The sequence below is a fragment of the Kitasatospora sp. NPDC034023 genome (genome assembly GCF_055575795.1).
In genome coordinates this window covers 103,555-124,240 of the sequence record NZ_JBVIRY010000028.1, presented here as the reverse complement: position 1 = coordinate 124,240, position 20,686 = coordinate 103,555, and the positions used below count along the sequence as shown (strand labels likewise).

At 70.9% G+C, this 20,686-nt stretch carries 22 protein-coding genes; 12 read left to right on the top strand and 10 right to left on the bottom strand.

The features are described 5' to 3' along the window. Positions 1–411: 411 nt before the first annotated feature. The 4 genes from ACZ52R_RS31280 to ACZ52R_RS31265 form a co-directional block, all read right to left on the bottom strand. Complete coding sequence (locus ACZ52R_RS31280) at positions 412–2,310, bottom strand: Tn7 transposase TnsA N-terminal domain-containing protein (RefSeq protein ID WP_465754541.1); 1,899 nt, start codon at positions 2,308–2,310, stop codon at positions 412–414. A 106-nt stretch (positions 2,311–2,416) separates the two neighbouring features. Continuing rightward, a complete protein-coding gene (locus ACZ52R_RS31275) occupies positions 2,417–2,539 on the bottom strand; it encodes a hypothetical protein (protein ID WP_465754540.1) in 123 nt (40 codons plus the stop codon). Positions 2,540–2,685: 146 nt separating this feature from the next. Next, positions 2,686–3,123, bottom strand: coding sequence for an SMI1/KNR4 family protein (locus ACZ52R_RS31270; RefSeq protein WP_465622446.1), 438 nt, complete (start codon positions 3,121–3,123; stop codon positions 2,686–2,688). Positions 3,124–3,196: 73 nt separating this feature from the next. Next, entirely contained in the window at positions 3,197–3,778 is a 582-nt protein-coding gene (locus ACZ52R_RS31265; RefSeq protein ID WP_360508981.1) for a TetR/AcrR family transcriptional regulator, read from the bottom strand. A gap of 277 nt (positions 3,779–4,055) precedes the next feature. Between ACZ52R_RS31265 and ACZ52R_RS31260 the strand changes: the two genes are divergently transcribed. The 3 genes from ACZ52R_RS31260 to thpR all read left to right on the top strand — a co-directional run bounded on the left by ACZ52R_RS31260 (position 4,056) and on the right by thpR (position 6,832). Beyond that, positions 4,056–5,039, top strand: coding sequence for an amidohydrolase family protein (locus tag ACZ52R_RS31260; RefSeq protein WP_465754539.1), 984 nt, complete (start codon positions 4,056–4,058; stop codon positions 5,037–5,039). Between the two features lie 540 nt (positions 5,040–5,579). Next, positions 5,580–5,942, top strand: coding sequence for a hypothetical protein (locus ACZ52R_RS31255; protein WP_360508977.1), 363 nt, complete (start codon positions 5,580–5,582; stop codon positions 5,940–5,942). Between the two features lie 272 nt (positions 5,943–6,214). After that, positions 6,215–6,832, top strand: a complete 618-nt coding sequence (thpR, locus tag ACZ52R_RS31250; RefSeq protein ID WP_465754538.1) for an RNA 2',3'-cyclic phosphodiesterase — start codon at positions 6,215–6,217, stop codon at positions 6,830–6,832. A 163-nt stretch (positions 6,833–6,995) separates the two neighbouring features. Here thpR and ACZ52R_RS31245 read toward each other — a convergent pair whose 3' ends face one another. Next, complete coding sequence (locus ACZ52R_RS31245) at positions 6,996–7,313, bottom strand: hypothetical protein (RefSeq protein ID WP_465754537.1); 318 nt, start codon at positions 7,311–7,313, stop codon at positions 6,996–6,998. A gap of 274 nt (positions 7,314–7,587) precedes the next feature. On the opposite strand from ACZ52R_RS31245, the gene ACZ52R_RS31240 reads away from it, so the two are divergent. From ACZ52R_RS31240 to ACZ52R_RS31220, 5 genes are all read left to right on the top strand, one after another. After that, the gene (locus ACZ52R_RS31240) at positions 7,588–8,139 is read left to right on the top strand and encodes a YceI family protein (protein ID WP_465622440.1); all 552 of its coding nucleotides are present in this window, start codon (positions 7,588–7,590) and stop codon (positions 8,137–8,139) included. A 163-nt stretch (positions 8,140–8,302) separates the two neighbouring features. Next, positions 8,303–8,887: a TetR/AcrR family transcriptional regulator gene (locus ACZ52R_RS31235; protein WP_465754536.1), complete on the top strand. Its 585-nt coding sequence runs from the start codon at positions 8,303–8,305 to the stop codon at positions 8,885–8,887. A gap of 90 nt (positions 8,888–8,977) precedes the next feature. After that, the gene (locus ACZ52R_RS31230; protein WP_465622437.1) at positions 8,978–9,958 is read left to right on the top strand and encodes a zinc-binding dehydrogenase; all 981 of its coding nucleotides are present in this window, start codon (positions 8,978–8,980) and stop codon (positions 9,956–9,958) included. Positions 9,959–10,179: 221 nt separating this feature from the next. Beyond that, entirely contained in the window at positions 10,180–11,409 is a 1,230-nt protein-coding gene (locus tag ACZ52R_RS31225; RefSeq protein WP_465754535.1) for a hypothetical protein, read from the top strand. Further along, on the top strand, positions 11,393–12,163 hold the full coding sequence (locus tag ACZ52R_RS31220; protein WP_465754549.1) for a hypothetical protein: 771 nt from the start codon (positions 11,393–11,395) through the stop codon (positions 12,161–12,163). The genes ACZ52R_RS31225 and ACZ52R_RS31220 overlap by 17 nt, the downstream gene beginning before the upstream one ends. Positions 12,164–12,335: 172 nt before the next feature. Here ACZ52R_RS31220 and ACZ52R_RS31215 read toward each other — a convergent pair whose 3' ends face one another. After that, the gene (locus ACZ52R_RS31215) at positions 12,336–13,304 is read right to left on the bottom strand and encodes an ArsR/SmtB family transcription factor (RefSeq protein ID WP_465754548.1); all 969 of its coding nucleotides are present in this window, start codon (positions 13,302–13,304) and stop codon (positions 12,336–12,338) included. A 73-nt stretch (positions 13,305–13,377) separates the two neighbouring features. Between ACZ52R_RS31215 and ACZ52R_RS31210 the strand changes: the two genes are divergently transcribed. Next, positions 13,378–14,631: an MFS transporter gene (locus ACZ52R_RS31210; protein ID WP_465754534.1), complete on the top strand. Its 1,254-nt coding sequence runs from the start codon at positions 13,378–13,380 to the stop codon at positions 14,629–14,631. Between the two features lie 25 nt (positions 14,632–14,656). Here ACZ52R_RS31210 and ACZ52R_RS31205 read toward each other — a convergent pair whose 3' ends face one another. After that, positions 14,657–15,514, bottom strand: a complete 858-nt coding sequence (locus tag ACZ52R_RS31205) for an EamA family transporter (protein ID WP_465754533.1) — start codon at positions 15,512–15,514, stop codon at positions 14,657–14,659. Positions 15,515–15,587: 73 nt separating this feature from the next. Between ACZ52R_RS31205 and ACZ52R_RS31200 the strand changes: the two genes are divergently transcribed. Then, positions 15,588–16,460: a MurR/RpiR family transcriptional regulator gene (locus ACZ52R_RS31200; RefSeq protein ID WP_465754532.1), complete on the top strand. Its 873-nt coding sequence runs from the start codon at positions 15,588–15,590 to the stop codon at positions 16,458–16,460. Positions 16,461–16,686: 226 nt separating this feature from the next. Here ACZ52R_RS31200 and ACZ52R_RS31195 read toward each other — a convergent pair whose 3' ends face one another. Further along, positions 16,687–17,364 carry a hypothetical protein gene (locus tag ACZ52R_RS31195; RefSeq protein WP_465754547.1) on the bottom strand — a complete coding sequence of 226 codons (678 nt, stop codon included), beginning with the start codon at positions 17,362–17,364 and terminating at the stop codon, positions 16,687–16,689. 573 nt (positions 17,365–17,937) lie between these two features. On the opposite strand from ACZ52R_RS31195, the gene ACZ52R_RS31190 reads away from it, so the two are divergent. Then, positions 17,938–18,480: a hypothetical protein gene (locus ACZ52R_RS31190; RefSeq protein ID WP_465754531.1), complete on the top strand. Its 543-nt coding sequence runs from the start codon at positions 17,938–17,940 to the stop codon at positions 18,478–18,480. 340 nt (positions 18,481–18,820) lie between these two features. Here ACZ52R_RS31190 and ACZ52R_RS31185 read toward each other — a convergent pair whose 3' ends face one another. Beyond that, entirely contained in the window at positions 18,821–19,213 is a 393-nt protein-coding gene (locus ACZ52R_RS31185; protein WP_465754530.1) for a hypothetical protein, read from the bottom strand. A 410-nt stretch (positions 19,214–19,623) separates the two neighbouring features. Here ACZ52R_RS31185 and ACZ52R_RS31180 point away from each other — a divergent pair, with 410 nt between their 5' ends. Then, positions 19,624–19,809, top strand: a complete 186-nt coding sequence (locus ACZ52R_RS31180) for a KOW motif-containing protein (RefSeq protein ID WP_465664335.1) — start codon at positions 19,624–19,626, stop codon at positions 19,807–19,809. Between the two features lie 128 nt (positions 19,810–19,937). Here the strand turns inward: ACZ52R_RS31180 and ACZ52R_RS31175 are convergent, their stop codons facing one another. Further along, positions 19,938–20,597, bottom strand: coding sequence for a TetR-like C-terminal domain-containing protein (locus ACZ52R_RS31175; RefSeq protein ID WP_465622425.1), 660 nt, complete (start codon positions 20,595–20,597; stop codon positions 19,938–19,940). Between the last annotated feature and the right edge of the window lie 89 nt (positions 20,598–20,686).

Sequence of the window (20,686 nt, the reverse complement as noted above, 5' to 3'; positions counted from 1 at the left end):
CCGTAGGGCCGACCCCTGACACCGCCATCAGGGTGTGCCGGGCCCGGGGCCCTGCCGGCCGCGAACTGCTGACCGGTGTCGTCCTGGCTCGCAAGGGGCCGTGAACGCGGACGAGGTCCGGTACCCGTGTGGGTACCGGACCTCGTCCGACAGTGGAGCGCCAGGCCCGGGTTGCACGGACTCTCCCTACTGAAAGTAGGGCGTGCTCTGGTAGCACCGCTGACGCCTGACGAGGAATCGTCTCCCTCGCGACGAGAAGAATACTAGCAGGTCAGCGGCCCCGGCACCGAAGTCGATCACGACGGCCTCGGGTGCACCGGCCGCCCTGATCGACTTCGGTGCCTCCACCGGTTGTCGGGTGGCGCCGACGCGCAGTGCCTGGGATTGCGGGACGCGGACGCTGACCGGCTGTCAGGTCCGGGCGGTGTGTTCCTGGTCGATCAGCCGCTTCTTCCAGCCCTTGGGGGGAGGCCAGGGCACGCCCCATGCCGCGAGCTGGTCGCGTCGCCATCCGCCGGCCGGGGTGCGGGCCGCCTCGATGTCCTCGGCGGTGGGGCGCACCGGCGCTGCCGGGGGTGGCGTTGGGTCGGCTTGCGGCAGCATGTCCTGGCCGGCTTCCACAGCGGCTGTCGCGTCGGGCCCGGGCACGGCCGTGCCGGCGCTCAGCCGGAACGGCCGGGTGCGCCAGTCCCATCCGCGGCTGAGGACCAGGGCCGTGAAGTCCATCCAGTCGGGGCGTTGGCCGCCAGCGGCGGACACGACCTGCGGCCACCCCAGGACCGTCCCGTCGTCCAGCAACGGCTCGATGAGGTCGGCGAGTCGGGGGTCGGGCCGGTGTTCCTCCAGCAGGGCGCGGGTGCGGTGCCCGTCGGTGATCAGCAGGCCCCAGCCGCGTTCGCGGCACAGCTGTTCCAGGGCGCGGCACTTGGCGAGGTTGACGGCGGTGGCCATCTCGAAGAGTGCCTTGACCTCGACCAGGACGCAGCGCCCGTCGGTGGTGGCGACGAGCAGGTCGGGGAAGTAGGTGCGGGTGTGCCCGTCGAACTCGTAGCCGATGGCCAGTGGCTGTTCCTGGTAGTACGCGATCTGCGGGGCGAACGACAGGAGCTGGATCAGGTGGCGCTCGGTCTCCGACTCGTACGCCACCGGGCGGCCGAGTTTGGGGCAGTGCCACGATCCGGAGCGGGGGTCGTCGTCCTCGGCCTCGCGCAGCGCGGTCAGTTCGCCGCGCGGCGGAGCGTTCTCGGGTGTGCCGAACCAGGTGATCCGGTCCGCCAGGCGCTGCCACCTGGCGGTGGCCCGCTCGACGCGGCCCTGCCGGGAGGCCTCGCGGCGCTCCGCGTCCTGGCGCAGCGTACGGATCGTCATGGCCTGCGCGGCGAGGTTGTCGGCGGGCACCTTGCCCACCCCGGCGAGGGCGGCGAGCAGGGTGACCGCCTGGCGTGGTGCCACGGCCGGCAGCAGGACCTGGGCCAGGTCGAGCAGCCGCTCGGCGCTGGACGGTCCTTCGTCGCCCGACGGGGAGCCGTCGAGTCGCCCGAGTTCGGACACGAGCGCGCGGAGCCTGCCGGTGGCGGGCGAACCGGCGCGGGCCATCGCGCGCACGGCCCTGTTCTGCAGCTGGCGGATGCGTTCGCGGGAGAGCCCGAAGGCGTCGGCGATCTTCTCCTGGGTCTGTGCGTCATGGTCGCCCACGCCGAACCGGAGGCTCACGATCCGGCGGTCGCGCTCACCGGGTATCTCGTCGACGGCCGCGGCCAGGAGCTCGCGCAGGACCATCGCGGTGTCGTCGTCGCGCTCGGCGATGGCGTTCCACGACGGGGCGAGCGTGCGGGCGCCCGGGCAGCGGCATTCCAGCGCCCAGTCGTCCAGGAGCAGTTGCCGGGTCTCCTGCCACAGGCGCCGTCCCGTGTCCCGGCGTACCGCGCAGTCCACGGCGGCGAGCGCGCCGACCGCGGGGCGGGCGAGGAAGACCGGCTGCCGCTCGGCGCCGAGGGTGTGCCCGGTCAGCTGCTGCCAGTCGGCGAGGACACCGGCCGCGCCGGGAGCGGGCGTGGCCGGGGCCGGGGCCGTGGGGGTGTTGCCGGGGTCCGGATCGGGAGTGTCAGCGCCGCCGCCGGGCGGGAGGCAGGACCTCACCCACCGCAGCAGGTCCTCGTCGGTGGCATCGGTGGGGTTGGTGGCGCCGGTGGCGTCGGTGAGCGGAACGTGCCGGGCCAGGCGCACACGGATCGCGCCGACGGAACGGCCGTGCCGGACGGCGAGTTCGTCGAGGCCCAGGTTCTGTCGTACGCCCTCCAGCAGCCGCACGTCCTCGGCGTCGGCCCAAGCCAGACCTGACCTCGGAGCGGACGAATGACCCTGCACAATTCCCCCCACGGTTCGTGACAACAGGGTGGAGTATGCCCGCACCGCGTCACGCGAAGCGGCAGGTCCGTACCGACCGCACCTGCGGCGGCACCGCCGGCACCCGGAACGGCGCCGTCACCGGCGCGACGATCCACCGCCAGGCGGTCACGCCCCACCTCAGCGGAGCCATTCCCCCACCCCCCATGTCACGGACGCTGACCGGCGGCCCGGTCGGGCCGCTGCCCGGGGTCGTCCGCCGCGCTCCGGTCCGCAGAACGACTCTGGCCGGAGTCCGTGCGAGGTCAGGTCTTCAGCCTGCCGGGCGGGTCGCTTCGGCTACAGCCGGTACCAGTCGTCTCCGCCGACGCGCAGCGAACGGCCGAGGTAGTCGCGCAGGTTGTTGGCCACCCACCTGCGGCTGTCGCTCTCGTGCTCCCAGACGAACACGTCCGGGCGCTGCGGCTTCTGCACGAAGGCGAACTGATCGCCGCCGCCGTTGTCGCCGAAGAACATGAGGGCATCAAAGGACATGTAGAGCTGGGCGAAGCTTTCGTCGGACCAGAAGAGGAGGTTCCGCTCGACGATCTGATCGATGGTCCAGACCGTGTTCACGTGCGTGTGGCCGAGCACCCCGTTGCTCTCCGACAGCAACTGCCTGAGGTCCGTCGGCAGGGCTCGCCCCAGCCGCCTCTCGGCCTCGACGATCTCGGACGCCTCGACCGGTTCCCGAAGCCCTGCACCAGGAAAGACTTCCTGCACCGACTGTCTCCACATGACCGCGAGCTTAGCCAGTGGTGACGTCATTCCTGGTGAACGTCCGCAGCACCCGCAAGCTCCGGCGTGAGGCTTACTGGGCCTGGGTGGATGCGGGAGGCGGTGGCGAGGCCGGTTCGATCCCGGTGGTGACCCAGGGTCGGGCCGCGCGGGCGATCTCGGCGTCCGAGGCTGCGGTGAACGCGTCGAGCTTGAGGAAGTGCCGGGCGATGGTGAGCCCGAGGATGCTGCTGACGATCAGTGCGGCCCGCAGCTCGGTGTCCTCGCCGGTCATGTTGCGGCTCAGGTTGGCGATCCGCTCGTTGAGGAACGCGCTCATCTGCTCGGTGGCTTCCGGCGCGGTGAGCATGGACCGGACCAGGGCCCTGGTCTCCGGTGGCAGGTCCGCGAGCCTGACGTTCAGGACGTCGTGCAGGTGGGTCTCGATCTCGTCCTGGTCCGCGTCCTTCATCTGGATGGCGATGGCGAACAGGGCGGCCTTCGAACCGTAGTGCTGCATGACCAGCGACGGATCCACCTGCGCCCGCTGGGCGATGCGGCGGATCGTGGTCGCTTCGAGGCCGCGCTCCCCGAACTCCACCCGCGCGGCGTCCAGGATGCGTTGGGCGGTGGCCGCCCGCTTGGCTGCTCTGCTCGTCGGCTCGCTCTCACTCACAAATCCACTCTACCGCTGTTGAGCGAAAGGTGTACGGTTGGCTCACCAAACGATGAGCGAAGACGGGGGCCGGATGCCTCGGCCCTCTCCCCGGTTTGGTCGACACGCTCGAGGCCCGGACCGGCAAGGGCGCACTGCATGACCCGGACTACCAGGACCCCCGGGCTGCCCGGACCACCCAGAGCACCCGGCCCTGCCCGGACTGCCGGGGCCGGACCGTCGACTGACAGCCCGCCCGAAGTCCACCCCTGACGACTGACGACCCGAAAGGGCCACCATGAAGATCATCGCCATCGAGGAGCACTGGAACAGCGCCGCCATCCGCGAAGCCCTCGACCGGCTGCCCGACGGTGCGCGCGACGAGAGCGTCGCCTTCAACACCATGGGCGACAACCAGGCACGGTTGGAGGACATCGCCCAGGGCCGGATCGAGGCGATGGACGCGGCCGGCATCGACATCGCGATCCTGTCCGTCGTCACCCCCGCCACACAGCCGCTCCCACCCAAGGACGCCGTCGCGCTGGCCAGGGACGCGAACGACGAGGCCACCGCCGCCGTCGCCGCGAATCCGACCCGCTTCCGCGCGTTCGCGACCCTCCCGACCAGCGACCCGCAGGCCGCCGCCGCCGAACTCGAACGCTGCGCCACCCGCCTGGGACACGTCGGCGCCATGGTGCACGGGCGCACCGGCTCCCGCCCACTGGACGACCCCGCCTACGACGAGATGTTCGCCACCGCCGCCCGACTGCGCCAGCCCGTCTTCATCCACCCGCAGATCGCCTCCGACGAACTGCGCGACGCCTCCTACCGGGGCCTGGACCCGCTGGTCGACCTCGGCCTTGCGACGTTCGGCTGGGGCTGGCACCTGGAGGCCGGCCTGTCGGCCCTGCGGCTGATCCTGCGCGGCACCTTCGACCGCCACCCCGACCTCCAACTCGTGCTCGGCCACTGGGGAGAGATGCTGCTGTTCTGGATGGACCGGGTCGACAGCCTTTCCGGCGTCGCCAGGCACCTGGACCGCCGCATCTCGGACTACCTCAAGACCAACATCCACATCACCAGCAGCGGCATGCTCCAGGAGCGCCTGCTCCGCCACACCCTCGACTTCACCAGCCCCGACCAGGTCCTGTTCTCCACCGACTACCCCTTCCACCGGCCCGACGCGGCAGCGGTCGAGCAGTTCCTCAACGCCATCCCCGACCCGGCGGACCGAGCCAAGATCGCCTACGGCAACGCCGAAGCCCTCTTCCACCTGACCTGACCTGACCTGACCTGACCTGACCTGACCTGACCACTCCCGCCCCGGGCCGACCAAGGCAGCTCGGCGACGGCCGGCGCGGACCGGGCCCGACACCGGCCGCCCGCACCGGGGGCCGGTGCAGAGGGTGGGCGTCCGTCCGTGACGATCCGTCACCGTCCCACGGGGAAGGGAGCTCCCGCAGGTCCCGTCGCCATGGCCTGTCCGGATTCGTGAGACGTCTCAACCCGCAGGTCAGTGGCGTGTGAACAACTGAGACGTTGAGACAGCGGATCAAGGTTGCCGCCGTCGTGCGCCGCCCGACAGAGTGGGTGCCGCACCCCCTGGCCGCATGTGTCACTTCAGACCCGCGGGCGACGCCCGACGACGGCGAACCCCCGCACGCGGGACGGGCATCATGCATCGCCCGACACGCCTGCACATCAAGCACGCCTGCACATCAAGCACGGCGGCGCTCACGGTGCGCGGCAGCACCGCCATCACCCGGGGGATCCCTTGCGCCGACGCGGCGGACGGACGCCCATGGAGAAGAAGAGGAAAACCATGCGAAACGTACTCAAGAAGCTGGCAGCGACCGGCGTCGTCGCCGCCTCCGCGCTCGCCATGTCAATGGTCGGGGCCACGAGCGCCGAGGCCAACAGCCAGTACGGATGCCCGTACCCGTACGTGTGCATCTACGGCGGCGGAGGCTCGTCCTACCCGATCGTCGCGGAGTTCAAGGACGTCACCGACTACTTCCAGAACACCAACCACGGGGACGTCTGGTGGGTCGTCAACACCCGGAACCAGGACTACACCCACATCCAGCGGTCCGACGGCTTCGTCTTCTGCGTCCCGCCGAACGGCAACCTCGGTGGAGGAGGCACCATCACCGGGATCATGATCAGCAACGGCGGTTCGTGCTGACCCGGCTCTGACGCCACCGCCCCGGCCGGCGGGCCCCGGCCGGCGGCGCCGACCGTCGAGGTGTCGCGCCGCCAGGCACTCACCGGGTGCTGCTGATCCGCAGCGGTACCCCACACGGCGAGGCCCCGCCTGCCCGCCTGCCCGCCCGCCGACCCGTCGGGCGGGCGGGTGCGTTTCGGCCGGCGCGGCCGTGCCGGGGCGGCCTGGGCCCCGGTCGGTGGTCCGCACACCGGTGGGCGCAGGCGACCTGGCCTCGGCTAACCTCCCCCCTCGTGGACGATTCCCCCGAGCCCTCGACCCTGCGCGTCTTCGTGGCACTGGCGCCGCCCGACGACGCCAAGGACGAACTGGCCCGTGCCTTGCAGCCCGCCTACGCCAGGTACCCGCGGCTGCGGTGGAACCGGATCGAGGACTGGCACATCACCTTGGCCTTCCTCGGTGAACTGCCCTCCACGGCCCTGCCGTTGCTGCGGTCGGTGCTGGCCGGTTCGGCCGCGTCGCGCCCCGCCCTGCAGCTGGGCCTGCGCGGGGGCGGCCACTTCGACGAGCGACTGCTGTGGAGCGGGATCGACGGGGACCTGGAGGGACTGCACCTGCTCGCCACCGACGTCCGGGAGCTGGTCAGGTCCTGCGGGATCGAGTTCAGGGACCGCCCGCTGCGGCCCCACCTGACCCTGGCACGGTCCCGTCGCGACGATTCCACCAGTGTGCCGCTGGCCGCGGCCGGGCTCACCGGGTTCGTGGGCCGGCCGTGGCGGACCAAGCGTCTTCACCTGGTCGGCAGCAACATCGGCCGCGGCCCGGGGCCGATCCGCTATCGCGACATCGAGGCGTGGCGATTCGCCGCCGCCGTCCGGACCGGAGGCGACGGCGCTCCCACCGAGCCGTAGCCGGCAGGCGGGCGCCCGCTGGGCGGAAGGTGACGGGCAGGGGGCGACGGAACCCTGCCCGGCTGCTCCGGCCCGCCACCACCGGCTCGTCGACGGCGCCGGACTGCCGACGAGCGCCCCGGCGGTGTTCACGCCCCGGCGGTGTTCACGCCCTGGCGGGGTTTCAGGGGATGCGGCTCGGGGAGGGCGCGAACGGAGCCCCGACGGCCCCGGGGACGAGCGGGCTGCCGGCTGCGGCGCTCTGGCACGTGCTGCAGGTGGTGCAGGTGTACCGGCCCGGCCGGCTGGGCGGGTACGGGGCGATGGTCATGTCGGAGGTGGCCAGGCCGCAGAAGGTGAGGGGGCTGCAGGCGCCGGAGGGTTCCGCGGGGGCCTGGTGCGCGCGGCGCACGGCGTTCTCGGGGTCTGCCGGTGCGCGGTCGGGCTGAAGGGCCCGAACGTTGGTCGGCGTATTCATTTCCAGCACGACGACGATGTCCATCTCCCTACGGTGGCCGCGGATGCGGCGGGCCGCACCCGTACGGTGGCATCCGGATGGACGGCGGCGTCGCCGCAGCCCTGCGCACCGGAGGCCGGGACCCTGTGCGAGGAAGGCGGGCAGCGGCCGGCCGGTGGCCCGTGTTCGCCGGCCGGAGTGCATTGCGCGGGCCCCTCGGTGCGTCCGGCCGACGGGGGAATCGGCGCGCCCTAGCGTGGGCCCGGAACGATCCGGCCGTACCGGCGCCGCGATCCTGGTCTTTCGGAGGCACCTCACTGTGACTGCCACAATCTCTGAGCTCACCGGGGACTACGTCCTCGACCCCGCCCACACCCGGATCGGCTTCGTCGCCCGTCACGCGATGGTGACCAAGGTCCGCGGCGCGTTCCACCGGTTCGAGGGCACCGCCCACCTGGACGGCACCGCGCCGGCCCGCTCCACTGCCGAGGTCGTGATCAAGGCGGAGAGCATCGACACCGGCGTCGAACAGCGCGACCAGCATCTGCGCACCAACGACTTCCTGGACGCTCCCAACTTCCCCGACATCACCTTCCGCAGCACCTCGGTCGAGCCGCGCTCCGATACCGAGTACCGCGTCACCGGTGATCTGACCATCAAGGACACCACCCGCCCGGTCACCATCGACTTCGAGTACACCGGCAACGTCGTCGACCCCTCCGGCGACCTGCGGGTCGGGCTGGAGGGATCGGTGACCATCTCCCGCAAGGAGTTCGGCGTGACCTGGAACGCGGCCTTGGAAGGCGGCGGCGTGCTGGTCGGCGACAAGATCGTCCTGGAGTTCGACATCTCCGCGATCAAGAAGGGTTAGCAACGACCGGCCCGCGGACCGGACCACCGAGCGGACCAGCGAGCGCATGCTGCCCGGCGGCCGGGTCGTGCGGACGGCCCCGTGCCGGCCCGGCCGCCCGGTCCCGCAGGTTCGGCGCAGTGACGGCATTGTTCTTGAATGAGCATTCATGTATCTTCGCCCCATGCCCAGGCCTCGCGAGTTCGAACCCGACGCCGTACTGAACGGAGCCATGCTGCGCTTCTGGAAGCGCGGCTACCGGGCCACCTCGATCGAGGACCTGGTGAAGGCGACCGGCGTGAAGCCGGGCAGCATCTACAGCGTCTTCCCCGGTGGCAAGCGGGCACTGTTCCTGAAGTCGCTGGAGCGCTACTCCCGGTTGGTCGTGCCGCAGAAGCTCGGCGAGCTGGAGGCGGCCGGCGCGAGCCTGGCGGAGCTGCGGGGCTACTTCGACGGACTGGTGCGGGACCTGCTCAGCCCGGAGGGGCGGCAGGGGTGCCTCCTGGTGAACACCGCGATCGAGGACGCAGCCGAGGACGACGAGGCCGCGGCCGTCGTCCGCGGTCACCTGGCCCGACTGGAGCGCTGCATGACCACGGCGCTGGAGAACGCCCGCCGTCGCGGGGAGGTCCGCGAAGCGGTGGACCCGGCCGGCAGTGCCAAGCTGCTGGTCGCGACGTGCCAGGGGTTGATGGTCGTCGGCAAGGCCAACCCGGACGAGGCGCTGCTGCGGGCCATCACGGACAACGCCTTCGCCGCCCTCGTCTGAGGGGCGGGCGGAGCGGACAAGGGCCACCGGACAGGGTGGCCCTTCTTTCGGCCCGATAGTTGAATCACCATTCAAGAACAGGAAGCGATCATGAAGGCCATCACCATCTCCGCCTACGGCGGCCCCGAGGTCCTCGCCGTCACCGAACTGCCCGACCCCGTGCCCGCCGCCGGCGAGGTGCTGATCCGCGTCAAGGCCATCGGCCTCAACCACGCCGAGGCGTACATGCGCGCGGGCGCCTGGGGCGAGGTCGCGCCCGTCACCGGGATCGAGTGCGCCGGAACCGTCGAATCCGACCCGTCTGGCGAACTCCCCACCGGCACCACGGTCGTGGCGATCCTCGGCGGCATGGGCCGCACCCGCAACGGCAGCTACGCGGAGCTCGTCACCGTACCCGCGACCAACGTGGTACCGGTCCGCTCCACCCTCGGCTGGGCCGACCTGGCAGCCGTCCCCGAGGTCTACGCGACCGCCTGGAGCGCCCTGTTCGGCACCCTGGAACTGCGCCCCGACGAGACGGTCCTGGTCCGCGGCGCCACCTCCTCGCTCGGCCAGGCCGCCGTCGACCTCGCCGTCGACCACGGCGCCCGCGTCCTCGCCACCACCCGCAACCCCGCCCACGCCACCCTGCTCAGGGACCTCGGAGCCGAAGACGTACTCATCGACGACGGCCGCCTGAGCACCCGGGTCCGGGACCGCGGCATCCTCGTGGACGCCGTCCTCGACGTCGTCGGCAACAGCGTCCTGCGCGACTCGCTCGCCAGCGTCCGACCCCGCGGACGGGTCTGCCAGGTCGGCTTCCTCGGCGGCTTCGCACCGGTAGCCGACTTCGACCCCATCGCCGACCTTCCCAGCGGCGTCCGGCTCAGCTTCTTCGGCAGCGCCTTCGTCCTCGGCAGCCCCGAATTCCCGCTCTCCGACATACCGTTCGACGCCATCTACGCCAAGGTCGAGACGGGTGCCCTGCGCGGCCGCCCGACCCGGACCTTCCGCTTCGAGGAGATCGTCGAGGCCCACCGCGTGATGGAGAGCGGTCAGGCCCTCGGCAAGATGACCGTCACCGTCGACTGACCGCACCGCATCGCATCGCATCGTTGGGCTGCCGGCCGGCCGGCCGGCTGGGTGGGTGGCAGAACCCGTTGCCCGCTGTCGAGCCCCCGTGAGAGCATCAAGGTTCAATGGTCCGTCTCCTTCCGTTTACGCCTTGCCGCGCAAATGAAAGAGTGCGGGCCGTTGCCATGTCCACGATTTTGAGCAATCCACCAAGATCTGCGAATGGCAGGTACGGTTTGATGTACACGGCAGGGTCGGCAGAAGCCCGCATTGAGGATGCGAGCAACATCCTGGTTGCGCCTTCGGCGTTGCAGGATCATGACGTGGTCGGGGAATTCTTCGGGTCCACAATCACGCCGGAGGACCTTGCTTCCGGTTCGCCCGACCTCGCGCAGAAGACCGTCTACCTGTGTGGCGACATATCCGGGATCAGCGGCCGCCGACTGCGTGCGGCTGCCCGGGTGTTCGTCATCCGGGAGCTGTCGCACGGTTACCGCGAGGGCCTCGACGAACCTTGGACCTTCGTCGACCTCGGCCGGGTCCCCGTCCGCGTACACGGCGTCGGCGTGTACTACCGCCGCTTTTTCGGACTCGGCGCCGATCACTTCGGACGGATCCGTGCGGAGCACGCGTTCCAGTCCCTCACGGAGTCCACGAAGCCCGGAACGGCCCATCGCAGCGGAATCTATCTGACGCCCGTCACACGGAACGGCGACGAACTGCATTTCCGCCTGCTCCGGTGCTCCACGAATCTCTCGGGGCCGACCGAGGGCTTCCGCCCGACCGACACGCACATCGTCGAGGCTCTGAACCGCGAGGCCGCCGCCGTCTTCCGGGGGCAGGCGCCGCTGAATCACGTCCTCGCTCAGATCTACCACAACACCCTTGCCACGGCCGAGCGCAAGCAGTCCAAGGCCAAGATCTCGGCGCATGCCGACAAGACCAAGGACATGCCCGACAACGGCATCATGGCCTTCTGCACCTTCTATGACGGGCTCGACAAGCTGCAGCCCCTGGCCGAAGACGTCTTCGACCACGGTGTGAAGGGCGCCAGCGGGCTGACCAAACTCCACTTCCGCCTCAAGGAGCCGACCGAAGGCCGCGACGGGGTCGCGCTCCCCCCGCAGTTCACCCTGACCCTCTATCCCGGCTCCGTGTTCTTCATGCCGTTGTCCACCAATCGCCTGTACACGCATGAAATCCGGCCCTCGGCGTTGGACGCCGAGCTGCTCCCGACCCGCCTGGGATACGTGGTGCGCTGTTCGAGCGCCGAAGCCGTTCACAAGGACGGCCACACGTTCCTCAAAGTGGCCGGGGATCTGGTGCAGCTGGGCCCACCCACACCGGCGGGAATGGCAGAGCTGCGCAGGCTGTACGCCGAGGAGAACAGGACCTCGTCCTTCATCGACTACGGCGACGAATTCCTCTTCAGTATGAACACGGGAGACTATGTTGCCCCCCAGGTCTAGGATCTCGGACGAGATCCTCTCGTGCGCTTTGCCGGCCGAGGACAATCTCTTTGCGGAACTGTCCGCGTCGGCTCGTCTGGAAGACGTAGGAAAAGGCCGGAGGGGCGCCGTACTCGCCAAGATCGACGAGGCGGGCGGTGTTCCTCTCGTACGGACGACCACTCGGTACGGCAGTCCGACGCAGCGTTTTCTGGCAGTGCACGAGCAGCTGGCGCAACGGATCCGGGAACGCGCGGCACTTTCGGTCGGCTTCAACAACGCTCTCATCGAGAGCTACACGAACGCCTACACGACCATGGGCAGCCATTCCGACCAGGCCCTCGATCTGGCCGACGAGTCGTTTATCGCCGTCTTCTCCTGCTACCGGCGTCCCGAAGCGGGCCCGCCGAGGAAGCTGGTCTTCGAATCGAAGGGGTCCGATGGCGAGAAGTTCGAGATCCCCTTCGCCCACAACAGTATCGTCGCGTTTTCCGTCGACTTGAATCGGCGGCTCAGGCATAGAATCGTATTGGACGCGCCCGCCCACGCGGCGGACAACCAGTGGCTGGGTGTAACCTTTCGAACGTCAAAGACCTTCGTTCGGTTTCGCGACGGACACGCATACCTCCCACAGGGTGTGCGCCTCATGTCGGCCGACGAGGAGCAGAGGCGCGAATTCTACCGACTACGGCGCCGTGAGAACACCGAAACGGACTTCGTTTATCCCCCGCTGACGTACACCATCAGCGAGAGCGATCTGATGCCGCCCGTCTGACCCTGTGCTCTTGTGAACGACCCTCGTCGTCGGCGGCACGGTGCGGCCCTCGTCCTGGCTTCCGCTCCGAATTGACGCTCCGTCAGGGCGGGGCCGACCCCGGCAGGGGGCGGGGTCCAACGGGTCCAACGGGTCCAACGGGTCCAAGGCGAAAGGCCGTTCGCGCAGCCGGTCACGGCCCCAGCAGGAGCTCCGCCGCCTCGGTGCGCAGGTACAGGACCGTGCGGCCGGTGCGGTGGCGGGCGAGGAGGCCCGCGTCGTGCAGGGCGCTCAGATGGTGGGACACGTTCGGGGCGGACAGGTCGGTGCGGGCGGCGAGTTCGGTGGTGGAGGCGGGGGAGTCCAGCTCGGCCAGCAGCAGGGCGCGGGTGCGGCCGAGCACCCGGGCCAGGCCCTCCGGCACCGGCGTGGCGGCCGCCTCCCACAGCGTGGCCACCCCGCGCGGCGGATAGACCAGGCCCGGCTGCCACGGCGGGTTCTGCTGCGAGAACACCCCCGGCCAGGCGAAGACCGTCGGCACCAGGACCAGGCCGCGTTCGCCGTCCAGACGGCGGTGCACCTCGACCCGGGAGTGGCCGATCCGCAGGGTGTCGCGCTCCCAGGACACCAACGGGTGCAGGTCGGCGAAGAGCTCCGCCGGCCCGCCCGCAGACATCTGCCGGGCACGCCGCAGGATCTCGCCCTCGGTCAGCCGCAGCATCCGCGGCCAGTGCGGGGCGATCGCGGCCTCCCAGTACGTCCTCACCTCGGCCGCGAGCCGGGCCAGTCCGGCCTCCGGATCGTGCGCCAACCCAGCCACCAGCGGGTGGAGTTCGCCCTGGATCCGGGCGATGTCCCGGCGCACCACGGCCGGATCGGTCGCGGCCAGCGCGGCCGTCTGCTGCCCGATCGTCAGGTCCGGGCCCTCCGGGACCGGCGTCAGGAAGTCCACCACGTACACCGTCGGCAGCCGGACCAGCGCCGACAGCAGCTCCCAGCCCACCCCCTCCAGCCGCTTCCGCGCCTGCCGCACCCAGGGCAGGTGCGCGGACTGCCGGCCCGGATCCTTGAGCACCTCGACGCTCGTCGTGACCTCGCTCAGCGGGGACCGGGCGAAGCGCGTCCGGGCCAGGTCCTGTGCTGAGAACTCCCAGGTCAACACGGGCACCTCCGGTGAGCATTCGATCCTGATGGAATCAATGGGCGGCGATGATCATCCCAGGCAGCCTCGGACCATGACCACCGCCACCCCGCCCCTGCTGCGTGACCGCCTCGGCCTCCCCGCCACCACCGGACACGCCCGCCTGATCGGCGCCCACGTCGTCGACAGCCTCGGCACCGGGCTGATCCTCGCCTTCACCCTCGTCTACTTCGCCGACACCACCGGCCTGTCCGTCGCCGCCGTCGGCGCCGCCGTCTCCGCCGCTCGCCTGCTCGCCCTGCCCACCGCCGTCGCCGTCGGCCCGCTGCTCGACCGCTACGGCGCCCGGCCCGTCGCCACCGCCGGCAACGCGCTCTCCGCGCTCGCCTACGGCGGCTTCCTGCTCGCCCACCAGGCCTGGCAGATCGTGCTGGTCTGCCTGCTCGCCCAGATCGGCCAGGCCGCCTACTGGACCAGCAGCACCGGGCTGGTCGTCCTCGCCGCCGACGAGGGGGAGCGGCCGCGCTGGTTCGCCCTCGTGCAGACCCTGCGCAACGCCGGGCTCGGCCTCGGCGGGGCGCTCGCCGCCGTCCTGGCGGCCGGGGGCGGCACCGGGGCGCTGCGGCTGCTCGTCGCCCTCAACGCGGTCAGCTACGCCCTCGCCGCGGCCCTGCTGGGCACCTGGCGGCCCGCGGAGACGGCTGACGCGGCGCGGACCCGGACCGAGGCACCCGCCGGCGGCCCCGTCACCCCCGACGGCCCCGGCGGCTACCGGGCGGTGCTGCGCGACCGGCGCTACCTGCTGCTGATCGCGATCAACCTGACCTTCGTCTTCGCCTCGATGATCCTGAGCATGCTGCTCGCCGTCTACCTCACCGAGGGCCTGCACCGCGACGCCTGGACGGCCGGCGCCCTGCTCGTCCTCAACGGCGTCCAGGTGGTGCTCACCCAGAGCGCCGTCGCCCGCCGGCTCGAACGCTTCCGCCCCACCCGGGTCGTCGCCGCCGGCGCCCTGCTCAACGCACTCGCCTTCGCCCTGTTCGCCCTCGTCGCCGCCGCCCCCGGCTGGGCCGTCCTCGGCGGCCTGTTCACCGCCATGGCCGTCTACAACCTCGCCGAGACCGTCGCCACCCCCTTCCGCGAGGACCTCAGCGTCTCCCTCGCCGACCCGCACCGGCGCGGCCGCTACCTCGCCCTCTACCAACTCTCCTGGAACGTCGGCCAGGCTGTCGCCCCCGGACTGCTCACCCTGCTGCTCACCCGGGCCGCCGTCCTGCCCTGGCTGTTCCTGCTGCTCCTGAGCATCGCCGCGGTGCCAGCCCTGGTACGGCTGGAACGCACCGCCTGACGGGCCGTTGTCCGCGGGCGAAGGCTCACGCCCGGGCGAGCTCCGGGACGGCGATCCCGCCGAGGACGGTGAGCGCGGCCGTCAGCCGCAGCCGTCCGAGGCGCTCGCGGAACACCACGGTGGCGATCAGCGCGGCGATCACGATGCTGGTCTCGCGAAGCGCCGCCACCGCCGCCAGGTTGCCCCGGGACTGCGCCCAGACCACCAGGCCGTACGCCGTCAGCGACAGCACCCCGCCGAGGATCCCGACCGGCAGCACCTTGCGCACCCCGGTGAGCAGGGTGCGGCCGCGCCGGGCCCAGACGACCGCGACGAGCGTCGGCCCCTGGAGCAGGAACAGCCAGGCCACGTAACCGCCGACGGTGCCGGCGTGCCGGACGCCGCTGCCGTCCAGCACCGTGTAGCCGGCGATCATCGTCCCGGTACCGGCGGCGGCCGCGAGAGCGGGCAGCTGCGCCCGCCCGGGTATGCCCTGGGCGAAGGCCAGCCCGATCAGCCCGCAGGAGATCACCACCACACCCACCAGCTCACCCGCCCCCAGGTGCTGGCCGAGCACGGTCACCGACAGCAGCGCGACCAGCAGCGGCGCCGAGCCGCGGGCGATCGGGTACATCTGCCCGAAGTCGCCCAGCTGGTACGCCCGCAGCAGCAGGACCGTCGAGATCGTCTGGACCACCGTGGAGGCCAGCAGGTACGGCCAAGCCGCGGCGGCCGGCAGCGGGTTGACCGCGACCAGCACCAGGGCGCAGGCGGTGTAGGTCAGGTTGATCAGCGCGAAGCCGACCATCTTGTCCGGGATCCGGTGCGCCAGCCCGTTCCACACGGCGTGCAGCACGGCGGCCGTGAGCACGACCAGCGGCACGGCCGGCCCGATTTCTGACATGGCGAAGCTCCCCTCCCGTCAGCCTGCCGGATTCCGGCGGGCCTGGAATCGAATTCCACGCTACCCTAGATCCATGGAAGAACGTTCCGAATTTTTCACGCCCCTGGAATCCCAGCTGGCCGCGCAGATCCGGGCCCGGCTCGGCGAGCTGCGCGGCACGGAGGCGAGGGTCGCCCAGGTGGTGCTGGACCGGGGCACCGCCCTGGTGCACCTGAGCGTCAGCGACGTCGCGGCGCTGGCCGGGACGGCCCCCTCCTCGGTGGTCCGGGCCTGCCAGCGGCTCGGCTTCCGCGGCTTCCAGGAGCTCAAGATCGCCGCCGCCCTGCACGCCCCCGCCGCCCCCGCCCCGGGGCCGGCCGCGGACCCCGACGACCCGGCCGCCCGGGCGCTCGCCGACACCCTGCGCGCCGCCCGGGAGGCCCTGGAGGGCATCACCGCCACGCTCGGCCCGGACGACCTGCGCGCAGCCGCCGAACTGCTGAACGGCGCCCCCCGGGTGCTCCTGGTCGGCGCCGGGCTGTCCGGCGCGGTGGTGCTCGACCTCGCCTACCGACTGCGCGCGCTCAGCCTGCTGGTGGACGCCCCGGCCGACTCGATGACCGCCCAGCTGGTGGCCGCCGGACTCCCACCGGGCGCCGTCTGCCTGGCCGTCAGCCACACCGGTGCCACCCACAGCGTGGTGGCCGCCGCCCGCAGCGCCCGGGCGGCCGGGGCCGAGGTGCTGGCGCTCACCAGCTACGCCCGCTCGCCGCTCACCGAGACGGCGACCTGCACCCTGATCGCGGGCGGCCAGGACCTGGTCTTCGGTCTGGAGACCACGGCCAGCCGGCTCGCCCACCTGGCCGCCGTGGACGCGCTCGCCCAGACCCTGCTGGCGCTGCGCGGACCGAGCGCGGAGCAGGCCCTGCGACTCGCCGCGGACGTCTGCGCGGACTACGTGTACTAGGGCATCCCTGACAAGTGAGACGAATTTCCGCCCAACGAGGCGTTGGTGGATTGCGTTCTGACGCAAGGTCGGAACGTGTCATCGGCGAGGTCCTCATTCGGCCGAACCAGCCGAATATCACCCATGCAGGGCGCGCCGGAACGGAGGACAGGCCGGGTCCAGCCCGGATGCCGGCAACCCCTCCGTACCCCAGTCGTGTACGACAGGTGGCGACATCCGAGGCAGGTCACGCGGGTGTGGTTGGCTTCGCACGGGTGAGTTCCACCCACCGGCTCACCTCGTCGGCGTGGCTGCCTGCGGCTGTTGCCTCCGCGACAGCCGCGACGGCCTCGGGCGTCGGCCCACCGCTGCGGAAGAGCAGGGCAAGCGGCCAGGACGGAGTGCTCGGCTGCCCGCCATCGAACGCGTTCCAGCACCAGGGAGCGTCGAACCTCCACGCCCGCCCGTCGCGGTCGACGACCTCGTCGCCGGTCTCCAGGAACGCGTAAGGGCGGAAGAGCAGTTCGAGCTGGAACGGCACACCGCCGGCCGGGTCGATCTCGTAACCCTGCTCCTCGAGCCTGGCGTCATAGGACTCGCCCTGCCGCAGGACGTCGAGGTAGGTCGCAGGTCGTGGCAGCCAACCTGTCTCCAGAGGCGGATCGAAACGGTGGACCGCCAGGACGTGCACCACGGTCGGGGGGATCCCCACCAGGCACCTGTCGCCGGCCTTCAGCGTGTCCTCCGCCGGCCTCGTCCGGAAGTACTCGCTCTTCCAGTCGTCGTCCGCGGGCGTCGGAAGCGCCACCTCGCCGTTCCACTCGATCCAGTCCGCCGCAGTGTCGATCTCCCACCACGGCCAGCGCACCGAGACGTGGTACCGGGAGACCCCGGTGACCGTGACCTCGGTGAACGGGCATCCCATTCTCAACACGTCGCCCGAACGGTACCGAGTGCCGTCAACGCTGCGAGCGCCGGCTCCGGCTGATGCCGCCTGACTGTCCACGATGCCTCCCCCTGAGTTCGCGAAGCGATCATCACAGAGGTGGGAAGCGATCTCAAAGGGCTGGGACGTCGTCGGCCGGCCCCTCTCGTGAACACCCGCTGTCGCCGCCGGTGCGCCGCAGTGCGCGGGGACGGGACGGTGTTCGCGGAAGCGGGGGGGCCATAGCTTTGAGCAATTTGGCCGGCAAGTGCCGCTGACCGCCTCGCTAGACTTCGCGCACGCCATGCCGCAAGCATGGCCGTGACGCCGGGGAGGGCCCGTGACGCAAAGCGCCGTCCGACAGATATCGAAGCGCGGACGACGGAATCGCCTGACCGCCGTGGCTGCTGTAGCCGTTCTCGGTGGCGGCTTCGCGATCAACGCATGGATGAACCGGGGCCCGGAAACCAAGGTCCACGAAGGCCCCGTGGCCGGCTACCCGCTGCTGGTCAGCTCGGACGGCCAGACCCTGACACTCAGCATCGGCTGGGCTGCGAGAAGCAACCCGAGCTCGTGGCCCGCGAGTCCGCCAACGCGGTGAAGATCTCCCTACGGCACACAGTCCCCCCGGGGTTCTGCGACGATGGCGGCTACGGACAGATCACCACCCATCTGAACAAACCGCTCGGAACCAAGACGCTGAACGACGCCACCGGCAAGCCCGCCGTCCACTTCGAGGAGCGCAACCTCCTCCGGCCCGCGTTCCTGCCGGAGAACTACTACCCCTACCCTGCGGGCGAGATGGTCCAGTTGCCCGGCCTGGCCTCCCTTCCGACCGACACCCCCGCCTGGGCCGTCGGGTACACGCTGGGCACAGGGGCCGACGTGCAGGGGAGCCTGATCATCAGCCAGATCCTCCGGAACAGCACGCCGCCGGACGGCCGGGCCGCCACAGTCAAGGGCCACCCCGCGACCATCACGCCACCGAACCCTCAGAACGGTCCCCGTTCGCTGACATGGTCGGACGGGACCTATACCTTCGTCGTCACCACCGGCGCCCCACCGCGGCTCTCGGACGCGGAACTCATCCGCGTTGCCGAGAGCCTCGGCAGCTGACACCACACGGACGAGGTCTGGTGGGGCCGTTCACCGGACCGGCCCCACCAGCCTGCCGCGTTCGGTCCCTGGCCGACCGTCTACGGCAGGTCCCGGGGGCGGGCTGACCGGCAAGGTCCGCCTCGCCGTCGAACCTGCCATCGGCGGGCCGACGATCGCGTGGGTGGGGCGGCGGTCCGGCGCGAGGCCGGGTCGTCGAGGTCGCCGGCTGTCCTGGCGGCGATGGAAGACGATGGAATCGGCCGTGAACAGTGGCTCACCTGGCCTGTCGACGGGTTGATGCGGAAGCGGTCCGCCCATGCCCTGGGCGGACCGCTTCGGCGTCATCGCGGTGAGGTCGTCACAGGCCGACCTCCGACGAGCACCGCCGGAACGGGATCGGGGGGAACCAGCCGACGGTGTCGTTGCCGCAGACGTGGACGCTCGTGATCCGCTCGTGGTACTTGACCGCGCCCGCCTCGTTCTTCCCCAGTTGCAGCTCCCGTACCTGACCGGAGGCGGTCTTCGCGTAGGCGGTCGCTCCGTTGAAGCGGGTGCCGGTGGACATCCAGATCCAGCCGTCCGAGCAGTTGTCCACCTGGACCTGGACGTCGTAGAAGCGCAGGGCGCGGGTGCAGCCCGCGGTGGCGGCGGTGCCCGCCGAGGCCGGGGTGGCCGACACGGCGGTCAGCGCGGCCACGGCGAGGCCGAGGGTGGCGGCCGTCTTCGGTAGCTTGCCCGACAGGAAGTTCATGTGTGACTCCAAGATTGCATTCCGAGGTGTCTGCTCGCGCAGTGGTCCAAGTGTTCTCCAGGCGGCACACGTGTGGCATCAGTCATTTGACTGCTGGGTGTGTATACGTATGTCCGCTTCGAGGATCGGAGGTGACGGCTCGGAGCAACTCGGAGTGAACCCGGCACGTGAGACACCCGTACTGCGCATGACCTCGGGCTCGCCGCCGCCGGCTACTGCCCACCCCTGCCACGCCTCGTCGTCGCGCCGCCGCCCGGGGAACCCGTCGGAACTCCACTGGCCAGGGAGCCCGGTGCCTGCGGTCGGCTGATCGCGCGGCTCGGCTGGGGCCCTTCGGCATCGAGCAAGTCCCAGGGTAGGTTCACTCCCGCCGGCGGTGGCCGGCGGTAACAACGGTGCGAGGGAGTGGAATGCCGCACGAGTCGGATGTTCAGGAAGGTGATGACGTGCGGGTTACCGGGGGCCCGTTTACGGACTTCACGGGTCCCGTGTTGGCCGTCGACCATGCTCGGGGCCGCATTCAGTTGACGGTGGACATCCTCGGCGATGTGACCAGGATCGACATTCCCCTGTCGGATGTTGTGAGAGTCGTCTGAGCCTGTCGCTTCACCGCATTTCGAACGGTCGGCCTGCCGGTCACTCGTCCGGGTGTCCCGCGGCCGACCGACCGCGCGTTCGTCCGCTGCCCGCGCGCCCGTCCGCCGCCCGTCAGGCCGTCAGGCAGTCAGGCGGAGAAGGCGGCGATGAGCTTGTCGGTGAGGCGGTCGAGGTAGTCGGGGGCGGTCGGGGTGTGGGTGACGGCGAGGCGCCAGTAGAGCGGGCCGGCGAGGAGGTCGAGTGCGAGTTCGCGGTCCACGTCGGCGGGGAGTTCGCCGCGCTCGATCGCCCGTTCCAGGATCCGCGTGGCCTTGGTGCGGCGGGTGTCGCGGACGGTGGTGAAGAGCGCCTCGGCCAGTTCGGGGCTGCGTCCGCCCTCGGCGATCAGGTCGGGGATGATCCTCGCGGGAAGTCGCTGGTTCAGCGCGTCGGCGACGTCCGTGAGGAAGGCGAGGACGTCGCCGCGCAGGGTTCCGGTGTCGGTGGTCCCGGAGGCGTCGACGGCGACGGCGGAGACCAGGTCGACGGTCATGTCCAGCTTGGACGTCCAGCGGCGGTAGATGGCGGCCTTGCCCGCGCCGGCGCGCTTGGCGACGGCCTCCAGGGACAGCCGCGCGTAGCCGGCCGACGCCAGTTCCTCGAAGAAGGCGGCGGCGATCGCCTCGGTGACCGAGTCCTGGAGTACGGGTCCGCCGGGTAGCCGGCGCCCGGGGGCAGGGGCAGGGGCAGGGGCAAGGGCAGGGGCAGGCGTCGCGGAGGGCGGCTGTGGTGCGGGAGAGCTGGACATGTCCCGAATCTACACGAGACGGAACGGTTGCGTCTCGACTCGGTGCGGCCTATCGTCGATTCCGAAGCCGAGACGGAACCGTTCCGTCT

What these genes read in the sequence shown, in the direction of transcription:
- ACZ52R_RS31275 (WP_465754540.1), bottom strand. Translation starts at nt 2,539, where the DNA reads ATGGCTCCGCTGAGGTGGGGCGTGACCGCCTGGCGGTGGATCGTCGCG.
- ACZ52R_RS31270 (WP_465622446.1), bottom strand. Translation starts at nt 3,123, where the DNA reads ATGTGGAGACAGTCGGTGCAGGAAGTCTTTCCTGGTGCAGGGCTTCGG.
- ACZ52R_RS31260 (WP_465754539.1), top strand. Translation starts at nt 4,056, where the DNA reads ATGAAGATCATCGCCATCGAGGAGCACTGGAACAGCGCCGCCATCCGC.
- ACZ52R_RS31255 (WP_360508977.1), top strand. Translation starts at nt 5,580, where the DNA reads ATGCGAAACGTACTCAAGAAGCTGGCAGCGACCGGCGTCGTCGCCGCC.
- ACZ52R_RS31245 (WP_465754537.1), bottom strand. Translation starts at nt 7,313, where the DNA reads ATGGACATCGTCGTCGTGCTGGAAATGAATACGCCGACCAACGTTCGG.
- ACZ52R_RS31235 (WP_465754536.1), top strand. Translation starts at nt 8,303, where the DNA reads ATGCCCAGGCCTCGCGAGTTCGAACCCGACGCCGTACTGAACGGAGCC.
- ACZ52R_RS31230 (WP_465622437.1), top strand. Translation starts at nt 8,978, where the DNA reads ATGAAGGCCATCACCATCTCCGCCTACGGCGGCCCCGAGGTCCTCGCC.
- ACZ52R_RS31225 (WP_465754535.1), top strand. Translation starts at nt 10,180, where the DNA reads ATGTACACGGCAGGGTCGGCAGAAGCCCGCATTGAGGATGCGAGCAAC.
- ACZ52R_RS31210 (WP_465754534.1), top strand. Translation starts at nt 13,378, where the DNA reads ATGACCACCGCCACCCCGCCCCTGCTGCGTGACCGCCTCGGCCTCCCC.
- ACZ52R_RS31205 (WP_465754533.1), bottom strand. Translation starts at nt 15,514, where the DNA reads ATGTCAGAAATCGGGCCGGCCGTGCCGCTGGTCGTGCTCACGGCCGCC.
- ACZ52R_RS31200 (WP_465754532.1), top strand. Translation starts at nt 15,588, where the DNA reads ATGGAAGAACGTTCCGAATTTTTCACGCCCCTGGAATCCCAGCTGGCC.
- ACZ52R_RS31195 (WP_465754547.1), bottom strand. Translation starts at nt 17,364, where the DNA reads ATGGGATGCCCGTTCACCGAGGTCACGGTCACCGGGGTCTCCCGGTAC.
- ACZ52R_RS31185 (WP_465754530.1), bottom strand. Translation starts at nt 19,213, where the DNA reads ATGAACTTCCTGTCGGGCAAGCTACCGAAGACGGCCGCCACCCTCGGC.
- ACZ52R_RS31180 (WP_465664335.1), top strand. Translation starts at nt 19,624, where the DNA reads ATGCCGCACGAGTCGGATGTTCAGGAAGGTGATGACGTGCGGGTTACC.
- ACZ52R_RS31175 (WP_465622425.1), bottom strand. Translation starts at nt 20,597, where the DNA reads ATGTCCAGCTCTCCCGCACCACAGCCGCCCTCCGCGACGCCTGCCCCT.